The 15590-nt window shown below is 62.2% G+C and carries 11 protein-coding genes; all 11 read left to right on the plus strand.

What is annotated here, in order from left to right; all coding sequences use genetic code 11:
• Positions 1–4: 4 nt before the first annotated feature.
• The 11 genes from EKO19_RS36550 (at position 5) to EKO19_RS38535 (ending at position 15583) form a co-directional block, all read left to right on the plus strand.
• A complete protein-coding gene (locus EKO19_RS36550; protein ID WP_129782381.1) occupies positions 5–820 on the plus strand; it encodes a carbon-nitrogen hydrolase family protein in 816 nt (271 codons plus the stop codon).
• Between the two features lie 15 nt (positions 821–835).
• On the plus strand, positions 836–1903 hold the full coding sequence (locus EKO19_RS36555; RefSeq protein WP_157995616.1) for a PepSY-associated TM helix domain-containing protein: 1068 nt from the start codon (positions 836–838) through the stop codon (positions 1901–1903).
• A 208-nt stretch (positions 1904–2111) separates the two neighbouring features.
• Positions 2112–3110, plus strand: coding sequence for a GntR family transcriptional regulator (locus EKO19_RS36560; protein WP_129782383.1), 999 nt, complete (start codon positions 2112–2114; stop codon positions 3108–3110).
• Positions 3111–3414: 304 nt separating this feature from the next.
• The gene (locus EKO19_RS36565) at positions 3415–5550 is read left to right on the plus strand and encodes a TonB-dependent receptor (RefSeq protein ID WP_175597330.1); all 2136 of its coding nucleotides are present in this window, start codon (positions 3415–3417) and stop codon (positions 5548–5550) included.
• 12 nt (positions 5551–5562) lie between these two features.
• On the plus strand, positions 5563–7044 hold the full coding sequence (locus EKO19_RS36570) for an FG-GAP repeat domain-containing protein (protein WP_129782385.1): 1482 nt from the start codon (positions 5563–5565) through the stop codon (positions 7042–7044).
• Between the two features lie 26 nt (positions 7045–7070).
• Complete coding sequence (locus tag EKO19_RS36575; protein WP_129782386.1) at positions 7071–8834, plus strand: CocE/NonD family hydrolase; 1764 nt, start codon at positions 7071–7073, stop codon at positions 8832–8834.
• 3 nt (positions 8835–8837) lie between these two features.
• Positions 8838–10142, plus strand: a complete 1305-nt coding sequence (locus tag EKO19_RS36580; RefSeq protein ID WP_129782387.1) for an MFS transporter — start codon at positions 8838–8840, stop codon at positions 10140–10142.
• Positions 10139–10978, plus strand: coding sequence for an alpha/beta hydrolase family protein (locus EKO19_RS36585; protein WP_129782388.1), 840 nt, complete (start codon positions 10139–10141; stop codon positions 10976–10978). The genes EKO19_RS36580 and EKO19_RS36585 overlap by 4 nt, the downstream gene beginning before the upstream one ends.
• Positions 10979–10980: 2 nt before the next feature.
• A complete protein-coding gene (locus tag EKO19_RS36590) occupies positions 10981–12309 on the plus strand; it encodes an Nramp family divalent metal transporter (RefSeq protein ID WP_175597331.1) in 1329 nt (442 codons plus the stop codon).
• Between the two features lie 101 nt (positions 12310–12410).
• Positions 12411–15443 carry an amidohydrolase family protein gene (locus EKO19_RS36595; RefSeq protein ID WP_175597332.1) on the plus strand — a complete coding sequence of 1011 codons (3033 nt, stop codon included), beginning with the start codon at positions 12411–12413 and terminating at the stop codon, positions 15441–15443.
• Positions 15431–15583: a hypothetical protein gene (locus EKO19_RS38535; RefSeq protein WP_157995617.1), complete on the plus strand. Its 153-nt coding sequence runs from the start codon at positions 15431–15433 to the stop codon at positions 15581–15583. Before EKO19_RS36595 ends, EKO19_RS38535 begins: the two co-directional genes overlap by 13 nt.
• Positions 15584–15590 lie beyond the last annotated feature (7 nt).

The following is a 15590-nucleotide window of genomic DNA, read 5'->3' on the forward strand; positions in this document are numbered from 1 at the left end:
TCCGATGAAGGCCGTTCTACTGCAATTCAACTCCAGCGACGACAAGCAGGCCAACCTGGCGATGGCGGAGCAGTTGATTCGCGCCGTGGCCAAGGCCGAGCGGCCCGAGCTTATCGTGTTGCCCGAAATCTGGACGTACCAGGGTGGCAATCCAGCAGGCGCGCGCGCGGCGGCTGAGTTGGCGGGTGAAGGAGTGGCGTGGCGCATGCTCTCGTCACTGGCACGCGAGTTAGGTTGCGTCATTCATGGCGGCAGCATCAACGAAAGCGCCGACGGCCGCATGTACAACACCTCTTTCGTGTTCGACATCGGCGGCAATCAGGTGGCGCGCTATCGGAAGATCCACCTGTTCGACATGATCGGCTCCGACGCTTCCGTGTACAAAGAATCGGCGCTCTACTCGCGTGGCGCGGAGCTCGCGACATTCAGCGTCGGCGAGTTCTCGTTCGGCTGCGCCATCTGTTACGACCTGCGCTTCCCCGAGTTGTTTGCCACGCTCGCGCAAAGGGGCGTCGACGCTATCGTCGTCCCCGCGGCGTTCACTCTCGCAACCGGGCTCGCGCATTGGGAAGTGCTGTGCCGGGCCCGAGCCATCGAAACACAAACCTATCTCTTGGCCGCGAATCAGAGCGGTCCTTACGCGGTAGGGAATGAAGTGCGCGCGAACTTCGGCAACTCGATGGTAGTGAGCCCGTGGGGTCAGGTGGTTGCGCGCGCTGAGGATGGCATCGGCTACATCGCAGCGACGTTGCAGCTCACATCGGTTCTGGATGTGCGTAACAGGATGCCAGTCGCTCACCACCGCGTGCCTTTCGGGTGACCGGCGGAGCAGATGATGAACGCCACACGAGCGCTATATAACGCGCACAAGTGGGTGGGGCTCGGCATCACCCTATGGCTGGTGCTGACCGTGCTTGCGGGTGCAACGTGGACTATTAGAAACACGCTCGATGCGTCCGCCGGCTCAACCGATTCGGCTGGCGAATGCGTGTACCCCGCTGACGAGGCATGGCAACAGCCATTGCGCGCGGCGGGGGAGAGGATCGTTCGCATCGACGGCTACGACGAAACATTCCAGCGGGTGCGTGTCACCACGATCGACTCGAAAGGCACCGAGCGGATCCTTCATGTCGAGCGATGCTCGGGATCGGTCGAAGTGGAGTCGGCGGGCTGGCAGGCAATCGTCGCTGCCGCCATTTGGATCCACGGCAGTCTGGTGCCTGGGCCGATCGGCCGCCCATTGATTGCGCTACTCGGAGTGCTCACCGTTGGATTGATCGTAGTCGGCATCGCGCTATGGTGGCTGCGGGGTGGCGGTACGCTGCGCAAGGCGTTGACGATCACTTCTTCGAGGCAAGGCCTGGTCCGGCTGCGCAGCTGGCATCGAGTCGGCGGCGCCCTGACCGCGGCTCTGCTTTTATTGATCGTTGCATCCGGCATCTTCCTCGCATGCGCGACCTGGCTCTTGAAATGGCCGGCGGTGAGTTCACATTGCGTGGCTGGCCAGCCGCTCTCGGATCTGGCTCCTCACCTGAATGAAATCTTGCGCGTTACGCGAGAGCGCGTGAGTGATGGCGAAGTTCGCAAGGTGCGGCTCGACGCAGCCAATTGTCTCGCTCGTGTCGAGGTTCTCTCACGCTCTGTCACTCCCGCGGCTCTGACCGATCGTCTGTGGATCGATCCGCGCGAGCAGCGTGTCGTCGCGCACGCGCGCGGCGGGGAGGCCGCTCTCGGTCAGAGAGTGTGGGCATGGGCTTCCGTCATTCATACCGGCGAGCTGTATGGGCCTTACGGCTGGTTGCTGACGCTGCTCGCTGGGGCGCTGCTGCTGGCTTTCTCGGGCACCGGGTTATGGATGTATCTATGGGCGAGGCGGATGTTGAATCGCCCCAAGCAGAGGTGATGTACGCATGCTTTGCAGCTGCCTGGTGTTCGGCGCCGACGGCAAGATGCAGAGGCAGGGCCACATCCTGTGGCGTTGGGCGGCGCATGCGCTGGTTACCGTCGGAGAACCGGTGATCCTTGTGACGATAGCGTCAGAGCGGATGCTCGCCGACTGCGGGGGCGGCGGGGTACGATAGGAAGCGTTAGCCACAGGTGCATAGCCCTTCATGTCCTCAGCAAAGTCAGCTGCCGCCGCTGCGCCGAAAACGGCCCCCAGGCCGTCGTCGCGCGCCGGCAAGAAGAAACTGCCGGTCAAGAAAGGTCGGGATGTCCTGCAGGGCCGTCTGGCCCGTCAGATTCTGCAGCACATGCGCGATGCGAACTTGAAGATCGGCGACGCTCTGACGGAGCGCACGCTGGCGAATCAATTCGGCGTATCCCGCTCGCCGGTTCGTAATGCGCTGAAACTGTTGACCGAACAGAAGGCGATCAAGTTCGAGCCGGCCACCGGCTACCAGGTTGCGCTGGATGCCTCGGCGCTCGAGGCGCAGCTGGCCGATGTGCCGGATACTGCCGCCGACACGCTCTACATGACGATTCTGCGCGACCGCTTCGCCGGTCGGATCGACCGGCTGATCGGCGAGTCCGAGCTCAAGCGTCGCTATAACGTGTCGAGCGGCCTGCTGATGGACGTGCTACTGCGCATGTTCGACGAAGGGCTGATCCGCCGCAGCCAGGGGCACGGCTGGCTGTTCACTCCGATGGTCAACACCGTCGAGGGCTATCGCGCCAGCTACGAATTTCGCCTGGCCCTGGAGCCGGCGGCCATGCAATCGTCGCGCTACAGGATCGACCCGCAGCAGTTCGAGCGGCTCTACGCTGAGCAGATGAAGCTGCTCAAGGGCGAGATGGGCGATCTCACCGGACGTGAGTTCTTCGAGTACAACACGCGCTTCCACGAAACCCTGGTGGAGTTTTCGCAGAATGAGTTCCTGTTGCAGGCCATCCGCCAGCACAACCAGCTGCGCCGCGTAGTGGAGTACGAATCGTTCTTTCAACGTGCCCGTGTCGCCGAATCGGCGCGCGAGCACCTCGAGGTGCTGGATGCTCTCAAGAAGGGCGACCTCGAATGGGCCGGCACCTTGATGCGCCGGCATCTTCAGGTCGCCGGCCAGACCCTCTCCGCTTTCGGAGCCGCCGGAGCCGCGTCCGCGGCCAAGGGCTGATCTCGGCGCGGGCCAGCCAGCCCGCGCCATTCTCCAGATTCGTTGCACGGATTCGCGCAGGCAGGGGCGCAACGGCATTGTTTTGCCGGTTGGTCGAGTTCAAAGAAGTTATGCCACCGCTATGACTTCTTGGGCTGGACTGGGTCTTGCGGACGAAAAGGCAATCGTCGGCATTATCACGGAGGAGTCAGCGGCAGATATTTGACGCGTTCCTGTTGCATGTGGTTTTCTTTTTAATCATTATACCACCCACGCCATGTGCGTTTTGGGGTGCCGGCTAATGACAAAAGATAGGAGACGGGACATGCATAGGTTCATTAGGCTTGATCTGCCCTTGGTGTCGGCGCTCGCTCTGGTCAGCGTGCCGGCGTTTGCCGCGGATGAGGATCCGGCGGTCGAAGAAGTCATCGTGCACGCCTCTCGCGTGGGCATGAGCGCGAAGTCGCTGCCGAACAAAATCGAAGTCTTCCAGGAAGATGAAGTACGGCTACAGCAGACGCTGGCCGTCACGCCGACCGAGCTGCTCTCGAATCTGGTGCCGAGCTTCGCGCCGAGCCGTCAGAAACTCAGCGGCAGCGGCGAAACGTTTCGAGGCCGCACGCCGCTGTACCTGATCGACGGTGTGCCGCAATCCACGCCGCTGCGCCCGGGCGGACGCGAAGGCGTCACCATCGATCTGGAAGTGATCGAACGCGTCGAAGTCATCTTCGGCGCCAATGCCATCCAGGGTCTCGGCGGCACCGGCGGCATGATCAACTACATCACGATCAGCCCGCCCCGCAGCGGCGAGCTGCATCAGCGCGCGTCCGTGACCGTGTCCAACAACGACGATTTCGACAGCGACGGCCTGGGCTGGCGCGCGCACTATCTGGCGGCACAGAAATTCGGGCAGTTCGACCTGACGGCGGCGGTCTCCTATGAAGAGCGCGGCATCATGTTCGACGCCAACGACCAGACCATCGGCATCGAGAACATGGACGGCGACATCGCCGACTCCTACAGCCGCAACTTTTTCGTCAAGTCGGGCTGGGAGCCGGATGAGAACCAGCGCCTGCAGTTCATGGTGAGCGATTTCTATCTGGAGCAGAACGGCAACTACGTGCGCATCGACGGCGATCGCACCACGGGGCGGCCCTCCATTTCCGTCGAGGGCGATCCGTTCGGCGCGCTGCCGTTCAACGACGTGCTGACCATGTCGCTCGATTACACGCATCGGGACTTCCTGGGCGGATCGTTCGCCGCGCAGGCCTATTACCAGGATTTCCAGTCGCTGTTCGGCGGAGAGATCGTCGCTTCGTTCCAGGATCCGCAGATCGCGCCGCTGGGAACGTTGTTCGATCAGTCGCAGAACAACTCGGAGAAGTACGGCACGCGGCTCACCTATGGTCGGCAGCACATCGCCGGCACGCCGGTCGACTTGATCGTGGGTTACGACTTCCTGCGCGACCTCACATCACAGCCGCTGGTCGTGACCGGTCGTGTGTCCGTGCCGCCGACCACGTTCTATAACCACGCCGGGTTCGCGCAGCTCAACTACAAGCCGTTCGACTGGCTGTCATTGAGCGGGGGCGCGCGTTATGAGTACGCCGAGCTCGAAGTGCCCAGCTATGTCACCCGCGCCGGCAATCGTCGCGATTATCAGCGTGTCCCGGTGGAAGGCGGCAAACGCGATTTCGATGAAGTGCTCTACAACTACGGCGTGGTTCTCAATCCGACCGACGCACTGAGCTTCTATGCATCGTACGCGCAGGCTTATTCGATGCCCGATGTGGGCCGCGTGCTGCGCTCCGTGTCGACGTTCGGAAGCTCGGTGGATACGCTGCTCGACATCGGTCCGCTGGTGACCATCAATCGTGAGATCGGCGGCTCGTACAAGATCGACCTGGGCGAGTTTCGAGTGGCGCGCTTCGAGTCCACGTCCGACTATGGCCAGCGCCTGCTGCCGCGGACCGATGGCACCTTCGATCTGGCGCGTCAGGCCACCGAGACCAGCGGCTGGGAATTCTCGCTGAAGATGGAGCCGATCTCATGGCTGGCGTTCTCGGTCGACTATTCCATGCTGGATGGCGAATACGACAGCAACAATGACGGCCGGCTGGACTCGGATCTCGGCGCGAGCGAAGTGGGAGCGAATCGTTGGCTGGTCGGAGTCGAGTTCAGGCCGCCGGGCATCTTCAGTGGACGCCTGCAGGCGTCCAAGTATGAAGACCGTGACTTCCGCAACGCCACCGGCGCCCTGACGGCGAGCTTCGACGGCTACACGACGGTGGATGCGAGTGTCGCGGCGGCGTTCAAGTGGGCGACGATCAGCCTGTCCGTGAGCAACCTGCTCGATGAGCAATACATCACATACTTCAGCCAGGCGGCGACGACGGCGAACTCGCTGTACTACGCAGGCCGCGGCCGGACGATCACGCTGCGCACGGCCACGTCGTTCTGAGTGTTGCCCAGCATGAGGAAATCGCATTTTCGCAGCCGGTTCGCACTGGCGCTGATGGTCGCTGTGCCATCAGCGGCTTCGCTGGGTGGCGCGCTCGATACATTCACTCCGGTACAGCCGGAGATCTTCGCGACACCCGGCGCTTTTTCCAGCGCCTGGGCGGATTTCGACTCGGATGCGGATGCGGACCTGGCGGTGAGTTTTCGCAGCGGTGAAGTGCGCCTGTATCGCAACGATCACGGCTCGTTCAAGAACGTGGGCGGACAGCTGGGTTTGCCGGCGAGCGGGCCGGAAGCGCGCTCGCTGGCGTGGGGCGACTTCGACGGCGATGGCGATGCGGACCTGTACATCGGCGCGAAGGATCGCAGCTATCTCTTCAGAAACGAGCGCGGCGCCGGCTTCAAGGAGGTGACGGCGGAGCTCGGCATCAAACAGCGCGCCATCAACAGTCGGCAGGCGAGCTGGATCGACTACGACAATGATGGCGATCTGGACCTGCACGTCGCCAATCGTGCCGGACCAAATGTGCTGTTTCGCAACGATGGCAGTCGCTTCGTCGAGACGGCCGAGGCGGTGGGCCTCGCCGACCGAAGGCGCACCGTGGGCGCCTGCTGGTTCGACATGGATCAGGATGGCGATCTCGACGTGTTCCTCGCCAACCAAAATGGGGACGCCGACGCGCTTTATCGCAACGACGCCGGCAGGTTCATCGACGTCGCAGCGTCGCTGGGCGTCGCCAGTCCCGGGCGCGATTCATCCCAAGGCGGTGTGGGTTGCACCGTCGGCGACTACGACAACGACGGCGACTTCGATCTGTTTGTCGCGATGTACGGCATGAGCCGGTTGTATCGCAACGACGGCGGAGTTTTCAAAGACGTGGCTATGGACGTGGGCATCGTCGTCGACGGGCACGCGGTGGCCGCGAGCTGGGGCGACTATGACAACGACGGCGACCTGGATCTGTATGTCACCGATTATCACAAGGAGGGCGAAGTCTCGCGGCCCGCGTCGCACTTGTTTCGCAACGACGCCGGCAAGTTCGTGAGTGTCCTCGAACAAGACGACCTCATCAATGCCGCGGATCACGGCGTGCAGTGGGCGGACTACGACAACGACGGCGATCTCGATGTTTCGTTGACTCAAGGCTATTCGGCGGATGCCGGCGCGCCGGTGTTTCGCAATGAGCTCAATCGACGAGCGCGCGACCGTTCCATGCGAGTGGCAGTGCTCGACCGGCGCGGTCGCGCTGCACGAGTCGGGGCCGAGGTGCGAGTGTTCAATGACGCAGGTCGCCTGCTTGGCGCGCAGCTTGTTTCCAGCGGTGATGGCTACGGTGCGCAGAGTGCGCTGCCAGTGCGCTTTGTGTTGGTCGATGCCAAGCGGGTGACGGTTGAGGTGACGTATCTCACCTCGCATGGGCGCGTTCAGCAGCGCGTCGAGAAGTTGAGGCCCGCGCAGTGGATGAATCGCTTGGTCCAGGTCCGCGAACCGTAACAGCCAATCACTTCGAGAGGTCGAGCATGCCGAAATTTCTATGCGCAGCACTGGCGTCGCTGGTTGCAATGCTGGCGTTCACCGCTCCCAGTGCCGCGCGCGAAGAGGTGAGCCCGTACGATGGCAGCGCCGTCATCGTCGAGCACAACGTGATGGTGCCTATGCGCGACGGCGTGCGTCTCGCAACCGATGTTTATCGCCCCGCCGCCGAGGGCAAGTATCCGGTGATTCTCACCCGCGATCCGTACGACAACGGCTCCGATGACAACTCGGTCGCTGAAGGTCATGCATGGGCCAAGCGCGGTTACGTGTTCCTGCATCAGGATGTGCGCGGTCGATACGACTCGGAAGGCAGCTTCTATACGTACTCTTCAGAGGTGGCGGACGGCTACGACGCTCAGCAGTGGGCGGGGTCGCAGCCCTGGTCGAGCGGCAAGGTGGGCATGCTTGGCGGTTCCTATCTCGCCTCGGCACAATGGTTGAGCGCGCATTTGCGGGCGCCCGCGCTGGTCGCCATCGCGCCGCGAATGACTCCATACAACTACTACAAAGACGTCGCATATCCGGGCGGCGCGCTGTCGCTGTCGTCACGCATCGACTGGGCTGCACTCATGGCGGGCCACACCAACCAGACACGCAACTACGATTGGAATCGAGTGCTCCGGCATCTGCCGCTTACCACCATGGATCGTGCGCTGGGTCGTGACATGCCGCACTGGCGCGATTGGATCGCGCACCCGAGTTACGATTCTTTCTGGAAGGCGCTGGACGTGGAGTCGCGCGCCAGTGAGATGGATGTGCCGGCGTACAGCATCGCGGGCTGGTACGACGTGTTCCTGCGCGGCAATCTCACGAGTTTTGCAGATATGCGCACCAAGGCGCGCAGTGAGCGTGCCCGCAAGAATCAGAAGCTCATCATCGGCCCGTGGCCGCACGCCGAATTTCCCACGCAGAAGCTGGGCGACCTGGATTTCGGCGCCGACTCCGTGGTCAAGTTCGAAACCCTGCACCAGCGTTGGTTCGATTACTGGCTCAAGGGTGAGAACACCGGCGTGACGAGCGAGGCGCCCGTGCGGCTGTTCGTCATGGGTGAGAATCGCTGGCGCGACGAGCAGGAGTGGCCGCTGGCTCGTACGCAGTACACGAAGTTCTACCTGCGCAGCGCGGGCAAGGCGAACGGTCGCGACGGTAACGGTCGTTTGGAACGAGCAGCGCCCGGTGCTAGCGAGCCGACGGACAATTATGTCTACGATCCGGAAAACCCGGTGCCGACCATCGGCGGCAACTTGATGTTCAAGCCATTGCCGGCAGGACCATTCGATCAGTCGGCGCTCGACGGCCGCGACGATGTGCTGATGTTTGTTACCGCGCCGCTGGACAAAGAGCTGGAAGTGACCGGCCCCATCCTGGTGACGCTCTATGCCGCGTCCACCGCGCGCGACACCGATTTCACCGCCAAGCTGCTCGACGTACATCCTGACGGCAAGGCGTACAACCTGGCCGACGGCATCATTCGCGCTCGGTATCGCAAGTCCTTCGAGCAGGAGAGCTTGATCGAGCCGGGCGCGGTGAACGAATACACCATCGACCTGTGGGCGACCAGCAATGTCTTCAAGAAGGGTCATCGCATCCGCATCGATGTGTCGAGCAGCAATTTCCCACGCTTCGATCGCAATCCCAACACCGGCAAGCCGTTCGGCACCGACACGAGCACGCAGCCGGCGACGCAGACCATCTATCACAACAAGCGTTATCCGTCGCACGTGACACTGCCGCTGATTCCCAGGTAACCCATGTCGGCGCAATCACAAGCCGTATCCGCAACGGCGCCCGCCGGCGAGCGCAGCAGCACGATCCGGTCGATTCTCGGCGCGTCGTCCGGGAATCTGGTCGAGTGGTACGACTGGTATACCTACGCCGCGATGTCGCTCTACTTCGCGGACTCGTTCTTTCCCGGTTCGAACCGTACCGCGCAGTTGCTGAACACTGCGGCCATCTTCGGTATCGGCTTTCTGGTGCGACCGCTCGGCGGCTGGCTGATGGGCAGTTATGCAGATCGTTATGGACGCAAGGAGGCGCTCACGTTGTCCGTCATGATCATGTGTGCCGGATCGTTGATCATCGCGCTCACGCCCAAGTATGAAACGATCGGCGTCGCGGCTCCTGTCATCCTGGTGATCGCGCGGCTGCTCCAGGGGCTCAGTGTCGGGGGCGAATATGGCGCCAGCGCAACGTATCTATCCGAAGTGGCCTCGTCGAATCGACGAGGGTTCTACTCGAGCTTCCAGTACGTGACTCTGATCATGGGCCAGTTGCTCGCGCTGGGCACGCTGATGCTGCTGCAATTCGTGTTGCTGACGCCGGAGCAGTTGAACGATTGGGGTTGGCGCATTCCGTTCGTCATTGGCGCGGCCTGTGCACTGGTAGCGCTTTATATCCGCCGCAACCTGGTCGAGACGGAGTCCTTTACGCACGCCAAGCCGCGAGCCCCGGATGTGAGTGTACTGCGCACGCTGCTGGGGTATCCACGGCAGATCGCGATCGTCATCGGGCTCACCATGGGTGGCACCCTGGCGTTCTATACGTTCACCACCTATACGCAGAAGTTTCTGGTGAACACCTCGGGCATGAGCAAAGAACAATCGACGCTGATCCTGGCGGCGGCGCTGTTCGTGTTCATGTGCCTGCAGCCGATGTTCGGCGCACTTTCCGACCGCATTGGACGTCGGCCGTTGCTGATTGGGTTCGGCGTGCTGGGCACGTTGCTGACAGTGCCGGCGTTATCGACGCTTGCGACGACGAGCTCGCCGTTGAGCGCCTTTCTGCTGATCGTCGGCATGCTGACCGTCATCTCGGGCTACACATCGATCAATGCTGTGGTGAAGGCCGAGCTGTTTCCGGTCGAGATCCGCGCGCTAGGCGTCGCGCTACCCTATGCGATCGCCGTTTCCATCTTTGGCGGCAGTGCCGAGTATGTCGCGCTGTGGCTGAAGAATCTGGGCCACGAAGAGGCGTTCTACGGCTACGTCGCGGCCTGCATATTCGTCTCGCTGCTGGTCTATCTGACCATGCCGGAGACGCGCAAGGTGAAACTATGAGCAACGTTGAACGCCCGGCGTTGAACCACTACGAGCGCGGCGAGACTGCCTATAACGCGTGCCAGTCCGATCAGCGCTTCGGTTACTACCTTTACGTGCCGACGCACTTCTCGTTCGAGACCGCGACGAGTTACTCGCTGGTGGTGATGGTTCACGGCACGGAACGCATGCCGCAGGCTTATGTCAGCAAGTTCGCTGCGTTCGCCGAGGAGCATCGCTGCATCGTGCTGGCGCCGTTGTTTCCTGTGGGCATCATCGAGCCGCGCGAGCTCAACAACTACAAGTTCATCAAGTTCCACGATATTCGCTACGACTTGCTGCTGCTGTCCATGGTCGAGGAGGTCGAAGCGCGCTATGGCATCGATGCCGAGCGCTTCCTGCTGCACGGATTTTCCGGCGGCGGGCATTTCGCGCATCGTTTCTTTTATCTGCATCCGCGACGGCTGCTGGGGGTTTCCATCGGCGCGCCTGGGATGGTGACGCTGCTCGATGAGGGCCAGGACTGGCACTGCGGCGTGCGGGACTTCGAGCAGCAGTTCGGAGTGCGGCTGGACTATCCGTCGATGCGCGAGGTTGCCGTGCAGACCGTCATCGGCGCCGAGGATACCGAAACTTGGGAGATCACGATCGAGCCTGGCAGTCGGCTGTGGATGGAAGGCGTCAATGATGCCGGCCGCACCCGGCTCGACCGCATTGCCTCGCTGCGCGCCAGTCTGGAGCGCGCTGGAATCAGCGTGCGTCACGATGTCGTGCCCGGAGTTGCACATCGCGGCTACTACGTTCTCGAACCGGTTAAAGAGTTCTTCGCTGCCATGCTGGCGCGGGGCGCGAGATGACCATGTTAGATGCAGGCGGCGTGCGCGAGCCGCCCAGAACGCTGGGCGGTCTGTTGCGAAACATCGGTCCCGGCGTCGTCGTGGCGGGATCGGTAGTAGGCGCGGGAGAGTTGCTGGTGGCGCCGCGCGTCGGCGCTGAACTCGGCTTCGAGCTGCTATGGGCGGTGGTCTTCGCCTGCTTCGCCAAATTTTTCATCCAGCTCGAGCTCGGGCGCCAGTGCATCCTGCACAACCGTACCACCATTCAACTCTTGGATCTGATGCCGGGCTGGCGTCTGCGCGGCACGTCCTGGCTCGTTTGGTTGTGCATCGTCGGTTACTTTTCGGTGACGCTGACTCTGATCGGCATTCTCGGCTCCATCGCGGGGTTGATGGTTGTGGTCGTACCTGCGGTTTCCGAGTACGTGTGGGCTGTCGCCGCTTTCCTGCTCATGGTGCTGCTGTTGTGGCGGGGCCTGTACAGGGATCTCGAAACGATGGTCATGGTGATGGTGGCTGTGTTCAGCCTGATCGTCGTCGGTTGTTTGTTGATGCTCTCTGGCACGCAGTACGCCATCAGTGCGGCAGAGCTGGCTTCAGGGTTTCGCTTCGCCATGCCGGAGAGCGGCGCCTTCGTGGCGTTGGCGCTGATGGGTGCGGTCGGCACCACCGCGGTGGAACTGTTCATGTATCCGTACTGGATCAAGGAAAAAGGCTATCCGCAGTTCGTTGGACCGCGCGAAGACACTCCCGAGTGGCGCGATCGTTATCGCGGCTGGATGCGAGTGCTGACTACCGATGCGTTGGTGTGTACAGGGGTGGCGTTGGCGGTGACGTGCGCTTACTACCTTCTCGGCGCGTCGGTGCTGGCGCGTCTGAAGGTTCTTCCTGAAGGCATGCGAGTGGTGGAGCAGGTCTCGATGATTTTCACCGAGACGTTCGGCGGCTGGGCCTATGCGTTGTTCATGTTCGGCGCGTTCTGCACGCTGTTCTCCTCGCTGCTGGTGTGTGCCGCGTCGGCCGGGCGAATCACCGTGGACTTTCTGCACCAGGTCGGAGTGCTGGATCAGCGTGCGGACGACGCCAAGCTGTCGCGTTACCTGCAGGTCGGCTTCCCGCTGCTATGGCTGCTGTTCATCCTGGTCGATCTGCGCACGCTGGACTTCATTCTGAAGGGTGCCAACGCCAACAACTTTTTCCTGATCCCGCTGGCGTACGGGGTACTGCACATGGCGATGAGCACCGCGAAGCGCGAGCGTATGCCTGTACTGGTGGAGCTGGCACTGCTGATTACCATCTGGGCGGTACTGAATTTCACGGCGACCAATCTGTTCAATATGCTCGTGGCCTGAAGCTCGCGGCTGGAGAGAGGATGAGACGCGTCAATGTATGGCAGGCAGCGTGCTTGGCAGCCATGCTCATGGCGAGCGCCCAAGCTGCGCAGCCATGGTCCGTGGAAGCTGCGCACGGCCCGACCATGAACTTCGACATCACGCTCGATGAAGCCACGTGGATGTCGCTCGACGTCTCGCCCGACGGTGCGACGTTGGTATTCGATTTGCTTGGCGATCTGTACACGCTGCCCATCGCCGGTGGCGAAGCAAAGCGCATCACTCGCGGCCCCGCGTTCGACATGCAGCCGCGTTTCTCGCCCGATGGCCGGCGCATCGTTTTCATCTCCGATCGCGATGGCGGCAACCAGGTCTGGACGATCCAAGTCGATGGCCAGAATCCGCGCGCGGTGACGAACGACGCCAGTGCGACCTTTGCTTCGCCCGAATGGATGCCGGATGGCAAGAGAATCGTCGCGAGTCGTCACGGCGATTGGCAGGCCAACACTGCTTTCGATCTGTATTTGCTCGGGCTCGACGGCGCCGCGACCAAACTCGTCGATAAGGAGAAGGACGCACTCGGTGCGGCTGTATCGCCCGATGGTCGCTGGATCTATTTCAATCGCACCCGTGGCGAGGGTGGTGCAAGCATTGAGCGGTTGAGCCCTGGCGGTGGGGTGAGTGAGCCATTGGCTCAGGGCTATGGTGGGGCGGTGCGGCCCGCGCTGAGTCCCGACGGCCGCTGGCTCGCGTTTGCTCGTCGCTTCGATACGGAGCCTCGGCAGCGCATGGTCTTGCGCGACCTGGCGACCGGCGCGGAGAGAGAGCTCGACGTCGCGCTCGATTGGGATCAGCAAGGCAATCCGTTGCGCGATGTGGATATGCTGCCGGGATATACATTCACGCCGGACAGCTCGGCCATTCTCTATGCGGCGCGCGGCAAGATACGGCGCTACGATCTCAAGCGCGCCGCGTCGACGGTGATACCGTTCAGCGCGCGCTTCGAGCAGCAGATCCAGCAGAGACTTGCGGTGAAGTCTCGGATCGATGATGGACCGGTGCGGCTCAAGTTGCTGCGTTGGACGCACGAGAGCCCGGATCGTAAAGCCTTGTATTTCAGCGCCGCCGGCAGGAACTATCGCTACGACGTTGCAACGGCCGTGGCTCGACCCATCGGCGACGGCCCGGGCCTGGAATACTCGCCGGCGGTTTCACCGGATGGCCGCTGGCTTGCTTACGTCGCGTGGTCGGATCGAGAAGGCGCGCACATCTATAAGACTTCGACAGTCGATGACCGGCCGATCCGCCTCACACAACAGGCGGGCCACTACGAGCATCTCGCCTGGTCGCCCGACGGCAGCAAGCTGGTGTTCCTGCAGAGTTCGGGCGGCGAGTTGCGCGGCGAAGCCAATCTCGAAGAAAACATGCTCAAGAGCGTGCGCTGGCTGGCGACGAGCTCCAGCGGTCCGACGCATTTTGTCGTAGCAGTTCGCTCGCGCGGCGATCGGCGCCAGGAGATGCGACCGAGCTTCGACGGGCGCGGCGAGCGCATCTACTTCTCCGAAACCCCGGTGAAGCGTCAACCCACGACGTTGTTCTCGATTCGCCTGGATGGCTCCGAGCGACGTGCGCTGATGCGATTCGATTTTGCCGACGATCTGATGCCCTCGCCGGATGGCAAGTGGGTGGCGTTCACCGAACAGTTCGAGGTCTATCTCAAACCGCTGTCCGATGCCGCTGCCGCGCCAGCGGTCAAGTTGAGCGAAGAGGGCGGATATTTCGTCAACTGGACTCATGACGGGTCCGCCGTGACCTGGGGTTGGGGGCCGGAATATTTCCGCATGCCTCTGGATGTCATACAGCGGCAGGGCGAAAAGCCTGCGCGCACGGCGGTTTCACTCAGCGAGCCCCGAGCCGGTGCAAAAGGCCAGTTGCTGTTGAAAGGCGCGCGCATCATCTCGATGGGTACACAGGGCGTGATCGAAAGCGGCGACATTTTGGTCGATAACAATCGAATCAAGGCAGTCGCGCCAAGCGGAGCAATCGCCGCGCCGATGGCCAAAGTCATCGACGTGACGGGCAAGACGATCCTGCCGGGGTTGATCGATGCCCACGCACACTACCGTGAAAATCGTAACGCCGAGATCTTCGTCGAAAACGATTGGGGCTATGTGGCGCAACTGGCCTACGGCGTGACCACCGTGCGCGATCCGTCGGCGCGTTCGCAGTCCGTTTTCACTCAAGCGGAAATGATCGAGATGGGCCGCTCGATCGGGCCGCGCGTGTATAGCAGCGGCCAGCCGATTTACTTTGCCCAGACTGCGTTCTCGCGATCCGTGCGGGATCTCGACGATGCGCGCATGCAGGTGCGACGTCTGAAGAAACTCGGGGCCACTTCGATCAAACAGTACACGTTACCCCGCCGCGACCAGCGGCAATGGCTGGTACAGGCCGCGCGGGAGCAGGGGATGCCCATCATTCCGGAGGGCGCGCAGAAAATCGCGTTCGACCTGACGCTGCTGATGGACGGTTATTCGACGCTGGAACACGCCATCAAGACAGACCATCTCTACGCCGACGTGCGTTCGCTGATCACGGCCACCGGGACGTATTACGTGCCGACGTTGATCGTCGGGCCGAACGGCTCCGCCGAAGATTATTTCCTTCAGCATAGCGACGTGTTCCGGGATGCGCAGCTGCTGCGCTTTACTCCCTATGAAGAAATCGCCGTCAACGCACGCCATCGGGAGCTGCGGCCCGATGAAGATTTCTTCTTCATGCGCCTAGCGGAGAGCACCGCGCGGGTGGCGCACGAAGGAGGCAAGATTGCGCTCGGCGCTCATGGCAATCGACAGGGACTGGGCGCGCATTGGGAACTTTGGGCCATGGCCATGGGCGGTCTCTCGCCACTGGAAACTCTGCGCGCCGCGACGCTGACCGCCGCCGAAGCGCTCGGTCTGGACGAGGACATCGGCTCGTTGGAGGTCGGCAAGATTGCAGACCTCGTCGTACTGGATCAGAACCCGCTGGCCGACATCCGCAACAGCAAAGAGGTGCGTTACGTGATGAAGGACGGCGTGGTGTGGGACGCTCGGACCATGGATGAGGTCTGGCCGCGGCACAAGCCGTTCACCGGATTTTATTGGCGACGGTGATTGTGCCGAGTGCCGCGGCCAAGCGCGGCGAGTTCAGCTCTTACGATGTGCTCCAGGCGGGGACTGTGGTCCGCAACAATTCGATCGTGCTCTCGGGAGTGGCCAGCTTGCGTGACTATGGCATGATTCGGGCGTGGTAAGCGCGTT

Source organism: Peristeroidobacter soli, assembly GCF_004138485.1.
Lineage (GTDB): Bacteria > Pseudomonadota > Gammaproteobacteria > Steroidobacterales > Steroidobacteraceae > Steroidobacter > Steroidobacter soli.

What these genes read in the sequence shown, in the direction of transcription:
- EKO19_RS36550 (WP_129782381.1), top strand. Translation starts at nt 5, where the DNA reads ATGAAGGCCGTTCTACTGCAATTCAACTCCAGCGACGACAAGCAGGCC.
- EKO19_RS36555 (WP_157995616.1), top strand. Translation starts at nt 836, where the DNA reads ATGAACGCCACACGAGCGCTATATAACGCGCACAAGTGGGTGGGGCTC.
- EKO19_RS36560 (WP_129782383.1), top strand. Translation starts at nt 2,112, where the DNA reads ATGTCCTCAGCAAAGTCAGCTGCCGCCGCTGCGCCGAAAACGGCCCCC.
- EKO19_RS36565 (WP_175597330.1), top strand. Translation starts at nt 3,415, where the DNA reads ATGCATAGGTTCATTAGGCTTGATCTGCCCTTGGTGTCGGCGCTCGCT.
- EKO19_RS36570 (WP_129782385.1), top strand. Translation starts at nt 5,563, where the DNA reads ATGAGGAAATCGCATTTTCGCAGCCGGTTCGCACTGGCGCTGATGGTC.
- EKO19_RS36575 (WP_129782386.1), top strand. Translation starts at nt 7,071, where the DNA reads ATGCCGAAATTTCTATGCGCAGCACTGGCGTCGCTGGTTGCAATGCTG.
- EKO19_RS36580 (WP_129782387.1), top strand. Translation starts at nt 8,838, where the DNA reads ATGTCGGCGCAATCACAAGCCGTATCCGCAACGGCGCCCGCCGGCGAG.
- EKO19_RS36585 (WP_129782388.1), top strand. Translation starts at nt 10,139, where the DNA reads ATGAGCAACGTTGAACGCCCGGCGTTGAACCACTACGAGCGCGGCGAG.
- EKO19_RS36590 (WP_175597331.1), top strand. Translation starts at nt 10,981, where the DNA reads ATGTTAGATGCAGGCGGCGTGCGCGAGCCGCCCAGAACGCTGGGCGGT.